This window comes from Streptomyces johnsoniae (genome assembly GCF_031845565.1).
GTDB classification, from domain to species: domain Bacteria; phylum Actinomycetota; class Actinomycetes; order Streptomycetales; family Streptomycetaceae; genus Streptomyces; species Streptomyces johnsoniae.
Genome location: NZ_JAVREV010000002.1, coordinates 297,957 through 314,000, shown reverse-complemented (window position 1 = coordinate 314,000; position 16,044 = coordinate 297,957). Strand labels below are relative to the sequence as shown.

Here is a 16,044-nt window from a genome sequence, read left to right as displayed (position 1 = left end):
GGCTGTGATACTCCGGCTCGTCTTCCGACGCTACGTGCCCTTCGCCGGGCCCGCACCCCGAACGGCGGCGGCCCGCTTGCGGGCATTACCCTCCGCCCATGACCCCCGCCCCGCGCACGCTGCCCCTGCTCACCGCCGTGATCACCGTGGCCGCCCTCGAACTCCTGCGGCTCGCGGGCGCCTCGGGTTCCGCCTGGGCGGTGCTGCCGGTGACGGCCGCGGCGGCGTCGGCCGGTCCGCTCGTGTGGTGGCTCGGGCCGCGGCGCGCCCTGCCCGCGGCCGTCGCCGCGCTCGCCGCCGCGCGGCTGCTGGTGCAGATCCCCGCGGCGCGGGCCGAGCCCGTCGTCGCGGTGGCCGCGGGCCTCGCGCTCGCCGCGCTGCTGCTGACCGTGCGCCGCCTGGCCGCGGGTTCGGTGAACGGCCCGGGGCGCGCCGCGCGCGCGATCGCCCTCGCGGTCGGCGCCGATGTCGCGCTGCGGCTGCCGCTCGACCTGCTCGACCCGGTGTGGCGCGGCGGCGCCGCCGGGTGGCTGTGGGCGCTGCTCCTGTCCTGCCTGCTGGTGGCGGGCGCGTGGCGGCTGTGGGGGAACGCGGCCGGGTCCGCGCCCGGCGGCGGCGCCGAACTCGCCCTGCTCGGACCCGCGCTGGCGCTGTACGCGGTGCTGCTCGCCTCGCCCGCGTTCGTCGCGGCGCAGGGCGGTCTGTCCGTGCCCGCGGCGGGCTGGACGATCGCCTGCGGCACCGTGCTCGGCGTCTGGGCGCTGTCGCTGCCGCAGGTGTCGCCGCGGGCCGGGGGCATCGCCGGGATCGCCGCGCCCGGCGTGCTGGCCGTCGCGGTCGCGGTCTTCGTGGCCCTGCCCGCCCCGCTGGCCGCGCCCGCCGCGCTGGCCGGCACGGCGGCGCTGCCCGCGGTGCTGCGCCGGCTGTTCGCGCTGCCGCGGCTGCTGACCGGCCGCGGCGCGCTCGCCGACCTCGCGCTCGCGGGCTGCGGGGCGGCGGTCGGCTACGGGCTGCTGGTGCTGCCGGTCCAACTCGGGCTCGTACCGGGCCTGTTCGCCGTGGCCGCCGCGGCCGGCCTCGGCTGGTCCGCGACCCGCACCGGGGCGGCCGGGGCCGTGCGGCGGCTCGGCCACGCCTTCCGGCCGGTGCTGGTGGCGGTGCTGCTGCTGGCCGCGCCGCCGCTGCTGACCGCGCTGCGCGACGGCCCGCGGCCCCTGCCGACGGACACCGCGGGCGGCCAGTACCGGCTGCTGACGTGGAACGTGCACTGGGCCGTGAACGCGGACGGCGAGCTGGTGCCCGACGCCGTCGCGGACGTGATCGCGGACTCGGGCGCGCACGTCGCCGTGCTCCAGGAGGTGCCGCGCGGCCGGCCGGCCGCGGGCGGGCTCGACCTGGTGACCTTCCTGGAACGGCGGTTCGACGCCACGGCCGTCTGGGTGCCGGGCGCGGACCGGCAGTTCGGGAACCTCGTGCTGACCTCGCTGCCCGTCACGGACTCGGTCACCGAGAGCCTGCCGCGGGCCGGCGGCGACATGGACCGTTCCTACGCCGCCGTCACCGTCCGGCTGACGGACGGCGAAGAGGCCGCCGTCGTGGGCACGCACCTGGACGGCGGCGAGGAGCCGGGCCCGCGGCTGCGGCAGCTGGAGCCGCTGCTGGCCGCCGTGGGCGACGATCCCGGTGCCGTCCTGGCCGGTGACCTCAACGCCAGGCCGGGCTCGCGGGAGATGGCGGCCGTGGCGGCGGCGGGTCTGCGCAGCGCGCAGGACGAGATCGGCGACCCGGAACGGGACACCGCCACCACGCCCCCGCGCCGCGTGGACTGGATTCTCGGCGGCAGCGGGGTGGCGTTCGGCGACTTCGACGTGATCGACTCCGACGCCTCCGACCATCTGCCGCTCGCGGTCACCGTGTACCTGGACTGAGGCCAGGACCTGAGGCCGAACGGGCCGCCGCCGGCGCCGGGCACCGCGGGCGGCGTCTACGCTGCCGCCATGACCGCCGTTCCGCGCCCCGTCGGCGCCCTGCTGCTGCCCGGTGCCGGCTACACCCCCGCCCGCCCGCTGCTGCATTACGCCCGTGCCGTGCTTGAGCAGCACGGCTTCACCGTCCGGGAGCTGTGGTGGGAGACCCCCGGCACGTTCGCCCGGTTCTCCGACGCGGAGCGCACCGCCTGGGTGGAACGGCAGGTGGTGGCCGCCCTGGCGGCGGCGGACGACTGCCGGCTGATCGTGGGCAAGTCCCTCGGGACGCTCGCCGCGGGTATCGCGGCCGACCGGGCGTTGCCCGCGGTGTGGCTCACCCCGCTGCTGCGCACCGGGGCGGTGGCGGGCGCGCTGCGGCGCACGCCGGCGCGGACGTTGCTGGTGGGGGGTACGGCCGACCCGCTGTGGGATTCCGCGGTGGCGGGCGAACTGCCGCACGAGACCCTTGAGTTCCCCGGTGCGGACCACGGTCTCGAACTGCCGGGGGATGTGGTGGGCTCCGTCGCGCTGCTTCAGACCTACGTGCGGGCCCTCGACCGTTTCGCCGGCGGCCTCGCCCGGCCGCGCGCTTAGGAGGGTCCGGGCCTGGGCCTGATCCTGGGCCTGAGCCCGTTCCGCCCGGCCCGCCCGTTCCGCCCCGCGCTGTGCGCTGGGCGGAACGGACTGCCTTTACGGCTGTGCTGCCGGCCCCCACCGGCAGCCCTGGCCGACCAGGCCGGAACCGGGCCCGGTCCGGACGACGCCCCCTCCACGCCGCCCGGCCCGTTCACCGGCACCGGGACTGTTCGGCGGCTCCCCCGTTACCGCCGAACAGGCCCGAGGGAGGCCAACCGCGCACCCCTGTGCGGTCGGTTGTTGATGAGCATGACAGAGGGCAATAAACGAGGGATAAACGTGTGCGGGGGCCGGCGACGGCGCCTCAGCGCCCGGCGTCCTGCGACACGGCGGACGCGCCCGCCGGCGTCCCGGTGGACCAGCTGTCCCCGGCCGCCTCCAGGGACGGCGCGGCCTGGGCGGGGGCGGCGGTGAGCGCGGCCAGGGCCGCGGCGGCCACGACCACCGGGGCGGCGACAGCCGAAAGCCTTCTTCGCACGCGGTTCATGACATCTCCTAACGGTCGGGAGTGGTCGAAAGAATGCACCACTTTGAAAGATTGCCCGCCGTCCGACAGCAAGAACCGGCTGTAGTGGTGACGCCCACTACAGCCGGCCCCGCCGGCGGACCGCCGGATCGTTACGATGCGTCCTTGTTGTCGGCGGGTTCGCTGGTCGACCAGCCGTCGCCGAGCGGCCTGACAGGCGACCTGGCGTCCCGCGTGGCGGGCTCACTGGTGGACCAGCCGTCGCCGAGCGGCTTGACACCGCCCTTTTCTTTCTTCTTGGCGGCCTGGGCCGTGCTGCCGTCGGATTCCCCCGTTGGTTCTCCGGCCATCCGGCCGGCGCCCTGGGGCCTGACGACGGCCTTGCCGTCTTCGTCGGCGGGTTCGCTGGTCGACCAGCCGTCACCCGAAGGCTTGATTTCAGTCAAGGTCAACTCCCGTTGGTCGCAGTCAACCGGGGCCGGGCCGTCCGCCAACTCCCCCGCGGTGCGCGGACGGCCCGGCCCCGAACCGCCTCCCCGTGGCGGCGGTCGGTGCGCAGAAGCGTTTCAGGTTCCGATAAACGATTCGTGAATGCGGCACCGAAGGTGGTTCGAAGGCTCAGACGGCAGAGGAGCCCAGAAGGTTGCGGACCGCGGCGGATTCCGGGCTGCCCTGCTCGTCGAAGATCTCAAGCGCCTGCTGGAGGCACGCCTCGCCGCGGCCCTCCTGACCGATGCCGAGGAGCGCGCGCCCGAGCAGCGTCAGCACGTTGGCCCTGCGCCACGCCCCGCCGACATTGCGCAGTTGCGCGAGAGCCAGCTCGCACAGCCTCGCCGCCTCGGCGGGCGAGTCCATCGCGATGTGCGTTTCGGCCATGCGGTAGTGGGTCATGCCCTCCCAGAGGCGCTGCCGGTGTGAGGAGAACGTCTTCAGCGCCACGGTGAACTGGTGCAGCGCCGCCTCGTGCCTGCCGTCCGCCGACAAAGCCTGACCGAGCGCGTACTGGCCGTTCGCCATGCGCAGATCGGACCCGAGGGATTTGAGGATGTCCAGGGTGCGGTGCGCCAGCTGAACGGCATTCTCGGTGGCGCCCGCCTTCAGGTTGATGCGGACCAGATTCCCCAGGGCACTGGCCGCGCCCGGCTGGTTGCCGTACCCCTCGAACTCCGTGAAAGCCCGCGTCAGGTACTCCTCGGCCTCGTCGTTGCGCTCCAGATACCCGGCGATGATGCCCTGCTCGTTGGCCGCGTGCGACCGCGTCACCGGGTCCTCCGCCGCCGTGCCCAGAAGTATCGCCCGCCGCCCGTGCTCGTAGGCGGACGAGAAGCGCCCGGCGTGACTGCCCGCCAGGACGAGCGCGATGCGGGCCCTGCCCTCGGTGCGGGCGTCCCCCGCGGTCTGCGCGGCGTGCAGCGTGGCCTCGGACGCGCGCTCGTACGGCAGCGGCAACGCGCCCGACTCCGACAGGTCCCTGGCCACCAGCAGCAGGTCGGCCGCCTTGCGCAGCCGTTCGCCCGAGGTCGCGCCCTGGACGGCCGCCAGCAGGCAGTCGGCCTCGGTGAACAGCCAGTCGACGGCCGCCGCCGGGGTGTCGAACGTCAGGCCCGGATACTGCGTCGGCTCCAGGTGGGCCGTGGTGCGGTCGCCCGGACGCTCCAGCTCGTACACGTTCGCCGTGGTGGCCAGGTAGAAGTCGAGCAGCCGCGACGTGGCCGCCTCCCGCTCGGCGGGCGGCTGCTCGTCGCGCTCGGCGCACGCCCGGGCGAAGAGGCGGACCAGGTCGTGGAAGCGGTAACGGCCTGGCGCCGCCGACTCCACGAGCGAGGTGTCGACGAGGGATTCGAGCAGCGTCTCCGTCGCGCCCTGGCCGCGGTCGAGCAGCGCGGCGGCGGACAGCAGGGAGATGTCGGGCCCGTCGGCCAGGCCGAGCAGCCGGAACGCGCGCGCCTGCTCGCGGCTCAGCTGGCCGTACCCCAGCTCGAAGGTGGCCTTCACGGCCTGGTCGCCCGCCTGCAACTCGTCCAGGCGGCCGCGTTCGTCGCTCAGCTTGCGGGCCAGCGTGGAGACCGTCCAGGTGCGGCGCGCCGCGAGGCGGGAGGCGGCGATCCGGATGGCCAGCGGCAGGAACCCGCAGGACGCCACCACGTCCATCGCCGCGTCCCGCTCCGCGTTGACCCGCTCGGGGCCGACGATCCGGGTGAAGAGGGTCAGCGCCTCCTCTGGGCTCATCACGTCCAGGTCGACCAGGTGCGCCCCGGCCAGGTCCACCATCCGCACCCGGCTGGTGATCAGCGTGGCGCAGTCCGCGGTGCCGGGCAGCAGGTGCCTGACCTGCGCCGCGTCCCTGGCGTTGTCCAGCAGGATCAGCAGCCTGCGGCCGTCCAGCAGCGAGCGGTACAGCGCGGCGCGCTCCGCCAGGCCCTCCGGCATCGACGCGTCGGTGACACCGAGCGCCCGCAGGAACGAGCCGATGACCGCAGCGGGGTCGGCCGGGCTGGCGCCCGCCCCGTGCAGGTCCACGTACAGCTGGCCGTCGGGGAAGTGCTCGCGCGCCGCGTGCGCCACCTGAACGGCCAAGGTGGTCTTGCCGACCCCGCCGATGCCCGCGACCGCGGACACCACCATGACCCGCCCGCCGACCGTGGCCAGCTGGGCGCCCAGCTCGGCGACGAACGCCGCGCGGCCGGTGAAGTCGGGGACGGCGGCGGGCAGCTGGGCGGGGCGGATGACGGGGAGCGTCGCGGCGGCGGTCTTGGCCGCCTGGCTCAGGGAGCTGTCCGCGTTCAGGATGCGCTGCTGCAGCTCCGCCAGCTCCGCGCGCGGCTCCACGCCCAGCTCGTCGATCAGCAGCTTCCGCGCGTCCGCGTACACCGCCAGGGCCTCGGCCTGCCGGCCGCTGCGGTACAGCGCGAGCATCAGCAGCTCGCGCAGCCGTTCGCGCAGCGGGTGGCTGGTCGTCAGGGCGGTCAGCTCGGAGACGGACTCGGCGTGCAGTCCGGCCTGGAGGCCGACGTCGAGGCGCTGTTCCTGGAGTATCAGGCGCTGCTCGGCCAGCTGGGTGCGGGCCACCTCCGCGTCGGGTCCCGGAACGCCGCCGAGCGCCTCGCCGTCCCACCGCGCGAGTGCCTTGCCGTACAGCTCGTGTGCCCGCATCGGGTCACCGGCCGCGGCGGCCTTCTCCGCGGAGGTCGTCAGCTTGACGACGGTGTCGGCGTCCAGCTCGTCGAACGGGCCGAGCCGCAGCGCATAGCCGCCCAGCTCGGTGACCAGGACGTCCGTGCGCGATCCGAACGCCTTCCGCAGCCGGGAGGCGTAGGTGCGCAGTGCCGCGAGCGCCTGCTGCGGTGGGTCCTCGCCCCACAGGGCGTTGACCAGCTCCTGCGCCGTGGCGGTCCGGCCACGGCGCAGCAACAGAGCAGCGAGCAAAGCGCGTTGCTGAGGGGAGCCGGATGGCAACGGCCGGTCCCCCTGCCAGGCGCGAACCGGGCCCAGCACGGCGAAGTGCAAGGTAGGCGTGTGACCCCCCGTGGTCCCCTCACCAACGACCATGGTGTCCTCTGCTTCTTACCTCTTCAACGTATGGGGCGAACGTTGGAGTCTATCGGTCACCGGCGGCCCCGAGAAAGACCGGGTTCGTGATCGCCGCCATCGGTCCGGGAAGACCTGGTTCGCCCTGCTCGGGTGCCGGATGCCGGACTTCGGCGCGTACGTGCGAGGCGTTGGCGGGGGTGGTGTCCCAGGTGACGGTGCCGCTGCCGCCGCCCGGCAGGGCCGCGGTGTGCCGCACGCCCTGGTCGGTGACGAGGCGTACGACGCCTTCTGGTACGCCCGAGACGTCCAGGCGGACCGTCACGCGCCGGTCCCGCGGGGCGCGGAGCCGTTCGCCGATGCCGGCGTGCCCGCCGCGTTCGTCCGTGACGGAGAAGGCCAGGTCGACGGCGGCGGACTCGGCCACCCAGGAACGCCCGGAGCTGATGCCCGCGAGGATGGCGGGGCGGGACAGGTCGTCGGCCAGGACCACCGTCTGCGGCAGACCGACGACGTCCGGCTCGCGGTGCGCGTCGCTGTTGCCCATCGCGGGCAGCCAGCCGTCGCCGTGGCGCAGCAGCGAGTCCCAGCCGGCGAGGGCCAGTTCGTCCTCGGCGTTCCAGGGGCCGTTCCACACCTCGACGGCGTCGGCACCGGTGAAGCCGAACTTCCAGGAGCAGCCGATGCAGGCGGCGTGCGCGTGCGCGGGCACCACGAGCCCCCCGGCGCGGTGGATGCGGCGCGTGTACTGGGCGTACGCGCCGTCGCGGGCGCGGTAGCGCCAGTCGATGAACGTGCCGGGGTCGATGCCGAGCGCCAGGAAGTGGCCGTTGCGGGTGGTGACCTCCTCGCCGCACAGCACCAGCAGGTCGTCGCCCCACAGGCCCTGCCACGCGCCGTGGCCGGAGGTGGTGTTGTGCTCGGTGGTGACGATGAAGTCCAGGCCCGCGGCGCGCGCCGCGGCGGCCACGTCCGCCGGGGTGCGGCGGCCGTCCGAGTGCACGGTGTGCAGGTGGCAGTCGCCGCGGTACCAGGCGCGGCCCCGCCCGGCCGCGCGCTGCGGGGGGTGGACGGGCCGCGGGGTGCGGCCGGGCCCGCCGCGGGTGAGGGTGACCGTCACCTCGTAGTCCAGGCCCTGCGGCGCGACGGTGTAGGGGCCGAGGGCGACGTGCCAGGTGCCGGCGTTCACCGGGCCGGCGAGGTAGCCGGGGGTGGCCTCCTCGGCGCTGATCGCGAACTCGGTGCGGGCGCCGCCCGACCAGCCGCGGAATCCGTCGCCCGGCAGGGCGGTGCCGCGTTCGTCGAAGACGCCGATGTCCAGTGCGTTGCCCTGCGTGCCGTCCGGCACCTCGGGCCGGTCGTAGGTGTAGGACACGGCGATCCGCCGTACCCCGCGCGGCACCTCGACGGGCAGGTAGACGAAGTCGGGGGCGCCCGGGTCGAGATGGCCGCGAACGGTGCGCGTCTCCTCCTCGCCCGGCGGTGCGGGGGCAGCCTGTGCGAAGTCCACCGGAGCCAGCGTAATCGCGGTCGTGCCGCCCGTCGCCGCCCCGAACCTGAGCACGTCGCGCCGTTTCATCGACCGGCCTCCGTTCCCTGTCGCCTGCCTGTCGCCGTCGGAAGTGGTCACCGTCACACGGGCAGATGGAATACAGGAGAAGCGCGGGGGAGGGCCGGGCGGACAGCGGGCGACGCCGTGTTCCCGCGCGGTCCGCCCTCTTATGCTCGTGGGATGACGACGAGCGCTCAGGGACCGACAGCCAACGCGATGCGGCGCGCCCTGCGCCGGGCCAGGGACGGCGTGGCCCTGGACGTGCCGGAGGCGGCCGTGCTGCTCCAGGCGCGCGGCGAGGATCTGGCCGGTCTCGCCGGTGCCGCGGCCCGGGTCAGGGACGCGGGCCTGGAAGCCGCGGGGCGGCCCGGGGTGATCACGTTCTCCAAGAAGGTGTTCATTCCGCTGACCAGGCTGTGCCGGGACCGCTGCCACTACTGCACGTTCGTGACCGTCCCCGGCAAGCTGCGGCGGGCCGGGCATGGCATGTTCCTCTCGCCGGACGAGGTGCTCGACATCGCGCGCCGCGGCGCCGAGCTGGGCTGCAAGGAGGCCCTGTTCACGCTCGGCGACAAGCCCGAGGACCGGTGGCCCGAGGCCCGCGAGTGGCTCGACGCCGCCGGGTACGACGACACGCTCGCCTACGTCCGCGCGATGGCCGTGCGGGTCCTGGAGGAAACCGGGCTGCTCCCCCACCTGAACCCCGGCGTCCTGTCCTGGACGGACTTCCAGCGCCTCAAGCCGGTCGCGCCCTCCATGGGCATGATGCTGGAGACGACGGCCACGCGGCTGTGGTCCGAGCCCGGCGGCCCCCACCACGGTTCGCCGGACAAGGAGCCCGCGGTGCGCCTGCGCGTCCTGCACGACGCCGGCCGCTCCAGCGTCCCGTTCACCACCGGCCTCCTCATCGGCATCGGCGAAACCTTCGAAGAACGCGCCGAGTCCGTCTTCGCGCTGCGGAAGGTCGCGCGGACCTACCGCGGCATCCAGGAAGTCATCGTGCAGAATTTTCGCGCCAAGCCCGATACGGCGATGCGCGGCATGCCGGACGCCGAGCTGGCGGAGCTGGCGGCGGCCATCGCGGTGACGCGCCTCCTGCTCGGGCCCGCCGCCCGCATTCAGGCCCCGCCGAACCTGGTGGACCAGGAGTACGCGCTGCTCATCCGCGCCGGCATCGACGACTGGGGCGGCGTCTCCCCGCTCACCCCCGACCACGTCAACCCCGAACGGCCCTGGCCGCAGATCGACGACCTCGCCGAACGCACCGCGGCCGCCGGCTTCACGCTGCGCGAACGGCTCACCATCTACCCGGAGTTCATCCGGCGCGGCGAGCCGTGGCTCGACCCGCGGCTGCTGCCGCACGTCACCGCGCTCGCCGACCCGGACACCGGGCTCGCCCGCGAGGACGCCCGCCCCCGCGGCCTGCCCTGGCAGGAGCCGGACGAGCCGCTGACCGCCGCCGGGCGCACCGACCTGCACCGTTCGATCGACACCGAGGGCCGCACCGGCGACCGGCGGGACGACTTCGACGAGGTGTACGGCGACTGGGACGAGCTGCGCGACCTCGCCGCGCCCGGCATGGCGGCCGAACGGATCGAACGGCTGGACGGCGACGTGCGCGCGGCCCTGTCCGTCGCCGCCGACGACCCGCGGCGGCTCACCGACGACCAGGCGCTGGCCCTGCTGCACGCCGAAGGACCGGCGCTGGACGCGCTCTGCCGGGTCGCCGACGACCTGAGACGTTCGGTCGTCGGCGACGAGGTCACCTACATCGTCACCCGCAACATCAACTTCACCAACGTCTGCTACACCGGCTGCCGGTTCTGCGCCTTCGCACAGCGCCGCACCGACGCCGACGCCTACACCCTCTCCCTCGACCAGGTCGCCGAACGGGCCGCCCAGGCGTGGGACGTGGGCGCCGTCGAGGTGTGCATGCAGGGCGGCATCCACCCGGACCTGCCGGGCACCGCGTACTTCGACATCGCGCGCGCCGTGAAGGACCGGGTCCCGGGCATCCACGTGCACGCCTTCTCGCCGATGGAGGTCGTCAACGGCGCCACCCGCACCGGCATGTCCGTCCGCGACTGGCTGACCGCGGCCCGGGAAGCGGGACTCGACACCATCCCCGGCACCGCCGCCGAAATCCTGGACGACGAGGTGCGATGGGTGCTGACCAAGGGCAAACTGCCCGCGGCCACCTGGATCGACGTCGTCTCCACGGCGCACGAGCTCGGCCTGCGCTCCTCCTCCACGATGATGTACGGGCACGTCGACCAGCCGCGGCACTGGCTCGGGCACCTGCGGACCCTGGCCGCGATGCAGCGCGCCAACGAGGAGAAGGGCGTGCCGGGCTTCACCGAGTTCGTCACGCTGCCGTTCGTCCACACCAACGCGCCGGTCTACCTGGCCGGAATCGCCAGACCCGGCCCCACCGCCCGGGACAACCGGGCGGTGACCGCCATGGCCCGCATCCTGCTCCACCCGCACATCACCAACATCCAGACCAGCTGGGTCAAGCTGGGCGCCGAGGGCGCCGCGGAGATGCTGCGCTCCGGCGCCAACGACCTGGGCGGCACGCTGATGGAGGAGACGATCTCGCGCATGGCAGGCTCGGCGTACGGCTCCTACCGCTCGGTCGCGGACCTGCGGGCCATCGCGGAGGCCGCGGGCCGCCCCTCGCGGCTGCGGACCACCACCTACGGTGCGGTGACGGCGGAGCGCGCGGAGCGCGCCCTCGCCGCCGACGGGCAGCTGCCGCGGCTGCTGCCGGTCGTCGGGGCGGGAGCCGAGGCGTGACCGCCCCGGCCGGCGGCGCGCTGTGGGGGCGCGCGGAACAGCAGGACTTCCGCAGCCGCGTCCGCGGCTGCCTGCTGGGCGGGGCGATCGGCGACGCGCTCGGGGCGGGCATCGAGTTCGACTCGCTCGCCGCGATACGCGAGCAGCACGGGCCCGCCGGGGTGACGGACTACGTGCCCGCGTACGGCAGGCGCGGGGCCGTCACGGACGACACCCAGATGACCCTGTTCACGGTGGACGGCCTGATCCGCGCGCATGTACGGCGCGACACCGGCGCCTGGCACCCGCCGACGGACGTGCACGCCGCCTACCGGCGCTGGTACCGCACCCAGCGCGAGTGGGGCCCGGACGAGCGGCGCGCGGGCGACGGCTGGCTGGCGCGCCAGGAGTGGCTGTACGCGCAGCGCGCCCCCGGCCGCGCCTGCCTGACCGGCCTCGCCGACACGGTGATGGGCACCGTCGACCAGCCCAAGAACCCGGACTCCAAGGGCTGCGGAACGGTGATGCGCTCCGCGCCGTTCGGACTGCTCGTCGGCTGGGAGCCGCAACTCGTCTTCCAACTCGGCGTCGAGTGCGCGGCCCAGACACACGGCCACCCCACCGGAGTCCTCGCGGCCGGCGCGTTCGCCGCGATCGTGCACGCGCTGGTGCGCGGCGACGGCCTGGACGCGGCGGTCCAGAAGGCGCTGGTCCAGCTGGCGTCCCGCCCGGGGCACGAGGAGACCACGGACGCGCTGAAGAAGGCGCTCGGCACCGTCCGGCAGGGCATGCCGAGCCCGGAGCGGGTGGAGTCGCTGGGCGAGGGCTGGACGGCGGAGGAGGCCCTGGCCATCAGCGTGTACTGCGCCCTTGTCGCCGAGGACATGCGCCACGGCCTGCTGCTCGCGGTGAACCACGGGGGCGACTCCGACTCCACCGGCTCCCTCTGCGGCAACCTGCTGGGCGCCCTGCACGGCGAAACGGCCCTGCCCCCGGCCTGGCTGGCGGAGCTGGAAGGCCGCGCCACGATCGCCGAACTGGCCGACGACTTCGCCATGGAGATGACCCAGGGCCCCACCCTCCACGGCCCCGGCGACTCCGCCCGCATCTGGCTGGAACGCTATCCCCGGGCGTGAACCCGCCGTTCTGGACTCGGACCCGTCATCGGAGGCGACCCTCACTCTTTTCGGTCAACCCGTACGGTTAACTCCTCTGGTCAGCCTTTCCAGTGAAAATCCCCGTTTCGTATCGTTCGGCGATGCGCGAAAGATCGTTATTCGATGCGAAGCCGAGGGAGGCGGTCCAAAGGAGCAAGAATCAGGCAATCCGCGGTCAGCGCATTGCCCGGTTGTCGCGGCCGGCCCTAGCCTGAACGGCAACGTGCCTGCCGAAGGGGGACCGGGGAGCCATGGAGCGCGACTGGGAAGCAGATCCGTCCGCGTTATTCGAGAGGCGGCTGGGACTGTCCGCCGAGGAACAGAAGATCTCCACCAAGAAGCGGACGTGCCCGGACATCTGGCAGATGAGCAACGGCGATATCGCGGTGATCGGGCGTGACCTCACCGCTGCTTATCGGTCGAGCCTTCCGGAGGGCGTCTCACTGGCCGAGGACGAGCGGCTGGTAATAATTCCCGGAATCATGCTCAGCACCGCGAAGAGAGACATCCCCGATGCCTGACACCCGCCCGCCGGCCCTCGGCCCCGCCGGGGGCGAGCGGCTCGGACCGGACGAGTACGACAGCGACTTCGACCGGTACGAGGACGAGGTGCGCGACCGGGACTCCTGGAAGCTGGAGCGGGAACAGTTCTTCGACGAGGACGACGACCCCAGTTTCCGGGCGTTCCGCCGGGGCGAGTGGGCGAACGCCCTGCGGCTCCTGGCGGCCGAAAGCCCGGCCTTGCGGGAATCGGCCGCCTCGGACCACGCGCGCGGTTCCGTGTTCCGCCGCGTCCGCATCGTCGAGGAGCCTCTGACGCCCTACGTGCAGTGGGAGCTTCACGCACTGCGGGTGCAGGCGGAGAACGGCCTTCCGGTCCGCGTGGTCACCGCCGACGCGGTCGGCCACCTGGAGCGCGAGGGCCCGTTGCCGGAGTTGGTCACGCTCGGCGGTCTGGTCCTCTACCGGGTGATGTACACGGCGGCGGGCGTCCCCGACGGTGCCATCCGTTACACCGACGTGGACCGCATCCGCCAGTGGGAGCGGTTCATCGCCGCGCTCTACGAGCGCGGCGAGGACGTCACCTCCTACGTCGAGCGGCACGTCGCCCACCTGCCCGCACCGGCGGCCCCCGCGCCGTAGGCCACGACGGACGACGGAGCGGACCATCGACAGCCGAAACGGACCATCAGAGGAGCGCGAGAGCCGCCGCGACGGTACGCACAGCGAGCTGTCGGGCACGTCCCGCGACGTGGTCCAGGCCGGAAGCGTCAGCGGCGGAGTCCACTTCCATGGGCGCGACGGCCGCCCCGACGCCCCGGTGCCACGTCAACTACCCGGCGACGTACGCGGCTTCATCAACCGGATGGACGAGCTTGACCGGCTGAACGCGATTCTGCCCGGCCACGAGGAGGAGCCCCTCGTCATCTCCGTCTGGGTCATCGCGGGCACCGCGGGCGCGGGCAAGACCTCGCTCGCCCTGCGCTGGGCGCACCAGCTCCGCGACCGGTTCCCCGACGGCCAGCTCTACGTCAACCTGCGGGGCTACGACCCCGGCGAGCCGGTCGGCCCGCAGCAGGCGCTGCACGGCTTCCTCACCGCCCTCGGCGTCCGCCCCCGAGCCATCCCGCACGACATCGACGCGGCGGCCGGGCTCTACCGTTCGCTGCTGGCCGACCGGCGGGTGCTCATCGTCCTGGACAACGCGGCCACCGCCGCCCAGGTCCGCCCGCTGCTGCCGGGCGGCACCGGCAGTCTGGCCGTCGTGACCAGCCGCAGCCGTCTCACGGGCCTGTCGATACGGGACGGCGCCCGCCGTCTCACCCTCGGAACCCTCCCCGAGCCGGAGGCCGTTGCGCTGCTCCGCACCATCACGGCCGACCACCGGCCGCAGGAGGACGAGAGGAAGCTGACCGAGCTGGCCCGGCTGTGCGCGCGGCTGCCCCTCGCCCTGCGGATCGCGGGGGAGCGCGCCGCGGCGCGCCCGCACCTGTCACTGGACGACCTGGTCGCCGATCTGCGCGACCAGTCCGCCCTGTGGGACGTGCTCAGTACGGAGGACGGGGAGGACACCGAAGGTGTCCGCGCCGTCTTGGCCTGGTCCTACCGGGCGCTGTCTCCGCCCGCGGCCCGGCTCTTCCGGCTGCTCGGTATCCACCCCGGGCCCGGAATCGGATTGCCCGCGGCGGCTGCCCTGGCCGGCCTCCCGGTCGGCCGCGCCCGGCAGTTACTGGACGTGCTGGTCGGAGCGCACCTGCTGGAGCAGACCGCGCCCGACCGGTTCGCGTTCCACGACCTGCTCCGCGCGTACGCCACCGCCCAGGTCCGCCACGAGGAGCCGCCCGAGGAGCGGGCGGCGGCGCTGCGCCGGGTGCTCGACTGGTACCTGCACACGGCGGACGCGGCACAGGAGTGGATCGAGCCGGACGAGGCCCGGGTACCGCTGGGTTCCCCCGTCGAGGGCGTTACGCCACTGGCATTCCCCGACTACGACCGGGCAGTCGACTGGGCCGAGCACGAGCACCAGAACCTGCTGTCCGCCGTCCGCGCCGCGGCGACAGCCGGCCTCGACCGCACGGTTCGGCACCTGGCGGCCGTGGTGTTCAACGCCTTGCCGCCCAGCGCGCCGGCTTCCGACTGGCTGTCCGTGGCCCATGCCGGTCTGGACGCGGCGCGCCGCCTCGGCGACCGCGCCGGGGAGGCCGGGATGCTGGAGTGCCTGGGCATGGGGCACACTCAGGCCGGCCGTCCTGACCGCGGCCGGCCCTGCCACGCCGAGGCGCTGACGATCCGCCGCGAGCTGGGCGACCGGCACGGGGAGGCCGAGTCGCTGAATCTGCTGGGCCTGAGCCACCTCCGTCTCCGCGAACTGTCCGAGGCCGAGGCGTGTTTCCAGCAAGCCCAGGTGATTTTCGGTGAACTACTCTCCCGCCATGGGCAGTCCGGCTCTTTGGCCAATCTGGCCGCGGCCCGCCACGAAGCCGGACGGCTGGACGAGGCCGCCGAGGCCGCCCGGCAGGCTTTGACGGCCCAGCGGGAACGAGGCAGCAGTACCGGCGTGGGCGATGCCCTCGGGCTGCTGAGCGGGATCTGCCTGGAGCTCGGCCGGCCGGTCGCGGCACGGCAGGCGGCCACCGAGGCCGTGACCATCGCGCTCGACCTGCGGGACCACGTCCTGGAGGGGTACTGGTTGATCGCCCTGGGCAACGCCCAGCGGGAGCTCGGTGAGCACGCCGACGCACTGACCTCTTTCCAGCGGTCCGCTTCGCTCCACCGCCGCCTTGGCGATCGCGGCCGGGAGGCGATGGCGTGGCACGGTGCGGGCGAGACGTATCGCGCGATGAAGCGGCCGGAGGACGCCGCCCCCTTCTTCCGCCGGGCCGCCGCAGCGCATCGGGAGTCGGGCGACCGCTGGCACGAGGCGCTGGCCCTCGCGGCCCTGGCCGAGGACGACCCGGAACAGGCCCTCCGCCACCGTGCCGAAGCCCTGCGGCTCATCGCCTCCTACCGCGACCCGAGGGCGGCGAAGCTGCGCGAGCGGCTCGAAGAACGCTGGACCGGCGCTCCGTCAGTCTGATGCGCGCCCCCGCGACGGTTCCCCGCAGCCGGTGGGTGCGTTGACCGGCTTCCCCTTCCCGTTCGTCGGCGGGTGACAACCCTGCTTCTCGCGCCCCCGTCCCGATCACCGTCCGCGACCGTCCCCCTGGCCAGATGGCTCTTCTGCCCGCCCGCCCGCCGGAGGCGATGATTCCGACAGGCGCCGGCCGCCCGTCGAACTCGGCGGCGGCCGCCAGGTCCGGCAGGTGGACGAGGTGGCGCACCTTGCGGGGGCGGCGCCCCGTTTGCAGATGGTGGAGATCTCTACCGACAGCACCCCTGAAAGACTTACGCCGTCTGGCCACCGGCCGCCGAGGCGGAGCACGGGCGGAGGAACGCGAACGCCCCGCCCACCGATCGACTTCG

General features: G+C 74.0%; 11 protein-coding genes. 7 read left to right on the top strand and 4 right to left on the bottom strand.

Translation table 11 applies throughout. From position 1 onward, the window contains the following. Positions 1–98 precede the first annotated feature (98 nt). Both RM779_RS04510 and RM779_RS04505 read left to right on the top strand, forming a co-directional pair. The gene (locus tag RM779_RS04510; RefSeq protein ID WP_311616015.1) at positions 99–1,928 is read left to right on the top strand and encodes an endonuclease/exonuclease/phosphatase family protein; all 1,830 of its coding nucleotides are present in this window, start codon (positions 99–101) and stop codon (positions 1,926–1,928) included. A 69-nt stretch (positions 1,929–1,997) separates the two neighbouring features. Next, positions 1,998–2,561, top strand: a complete 564-nt coding sequence (locus RM779_RS04505) for an alpha/beta hydrolase (protein ID WP_311616013.1) — start codon at positions 1,998–2,000, stop codon at positions 2,559–2,561. Positions 2,562–2,907: 346 nt separating this feature from the next. On the opposite strand, the gene RM779_RS04500 is transcribed toward RM779_RS04505, so the two are convergent. The 4 genes from RM779_RS04500 to RM779_RS04485 form a co-directional block, all read right to left on the bottom strand. Further along, positions 2,908–3,090, bottom strand: a complete 183-nt coding sequence (locus RM779_RS04500) for a hypothetical protein (protein ID WP_311616011.1) — start codon at positions 3,088–3,090, stop codon at positions 2,908–2,910. Between the two features lie 131 nt (positions 3,091–3,221). Continuing rightward, a complete protein-coding gene (locus RM779_RS04495; protein WP_311616009.1) occupies positions 3,222–3,515 on the bottom strand; it encodes a hypothetical protein in 294 nt (97 codons plus the stop codon). Between the two features lie 172 nt (positions 3,516–3,687). Next, the gene (locus tag RM779_RS04490; RefSeq protein WP_311616007.1) at positions 3,688–6,618 is read right to left on the bottom strand and encodes an AfsR/SARP family transcriptional regulator; all 2,931 of its coding nucleotides are present in this window, start codon (positions 6,616–6,618) and stop codon (positions 3,688–3,690) included. Between the two features lie 49 nt (positions 6,619–6,667). Further along, positions 6,668–8,176: a CehA/McbA family metallohydrolase gene (locus RM779_RS04485; protein ID WP_311616005.1), complete on the bottom strand. Its 1,509-nt coding sequence runs from the start codon at positions 8,174–8,176 to the stop codon at positions 6,668–6,670. A 153-nt stretch (positions 8,177–8,329) separates the two neighbouring features. Between RM779_RS04485 and RM779_RS04480 the strand changes: the two genes are divergently transcribed. The 5 genes from RM779_RS04480 (at position 8,330) to RM779_RS04460 (ending at position 15,658) form a co-directional block, all read left to right on the top strand. Continuing rightward, positions 8,330–10,945: a bifunctional FO biosynthesis protein CofGH gene (locus RM779_RS04480; RefSeq protein ID WP_311616003.1), complete on the top strand. Its 2,616-nt coding sequence runs from the start codon at positions 8,330–8,332 to the stop codon at positions 10,943–10,945. Next, positions 10,942–12,060 (top strand): ADP-ribosylglycohydrolase family protein, encoded by a 1,119-nt coding sequence (locus RM779_RS04475; protein WP_311616001.1) that lies wholly within the window; start codon positions 10,942–10,944, stop codon positions 12,058–12,060. The genes RM779_RS04480 and RM779_RS04475 overlap by 4 nt, the downstream gene beginning before the upstream one ends. A gap of 272 nt (positions 12,061–12,332) precedes the next feature. Further along, the gene (locus RM779_RS04470) at positions 12,333–12,602 is read left to right on the top strand and encodes a hypothetical protein (RefSeq protein ID WP_311615999.1); all 270 of its coding nucleotides are present in this window, start codon (positions 12,333–12,335) and stop codon (positions 12,600–12,602) included. Further along, complete coding sequence (locus tag RM779_RS04465) at positions 12,595–13,224, top strand: DUF6879 family protein (RefSeq protein WP_311615997.1); 630 nt, start codon at positions 12,595–12,597, stop codon at positions 13,222–13,224. Before RM779_RS04470 ends, RM779_RS04465 begins: the two co-directional genes overlap by 8 nt. Positions 13,225–13,447: 223 nt before the next feature. Next, a complete protein-coding gene (locus tag RM779_RS04460; protein ID WP_311615995.1) occupies positions 13,448–15,658 on the top strand; it encodes an ATP-binding protein in 2,211 nt (736 codons plus the stop codon). Positions 15,659–16,044 lie beyond the last annotated feature (386 nt).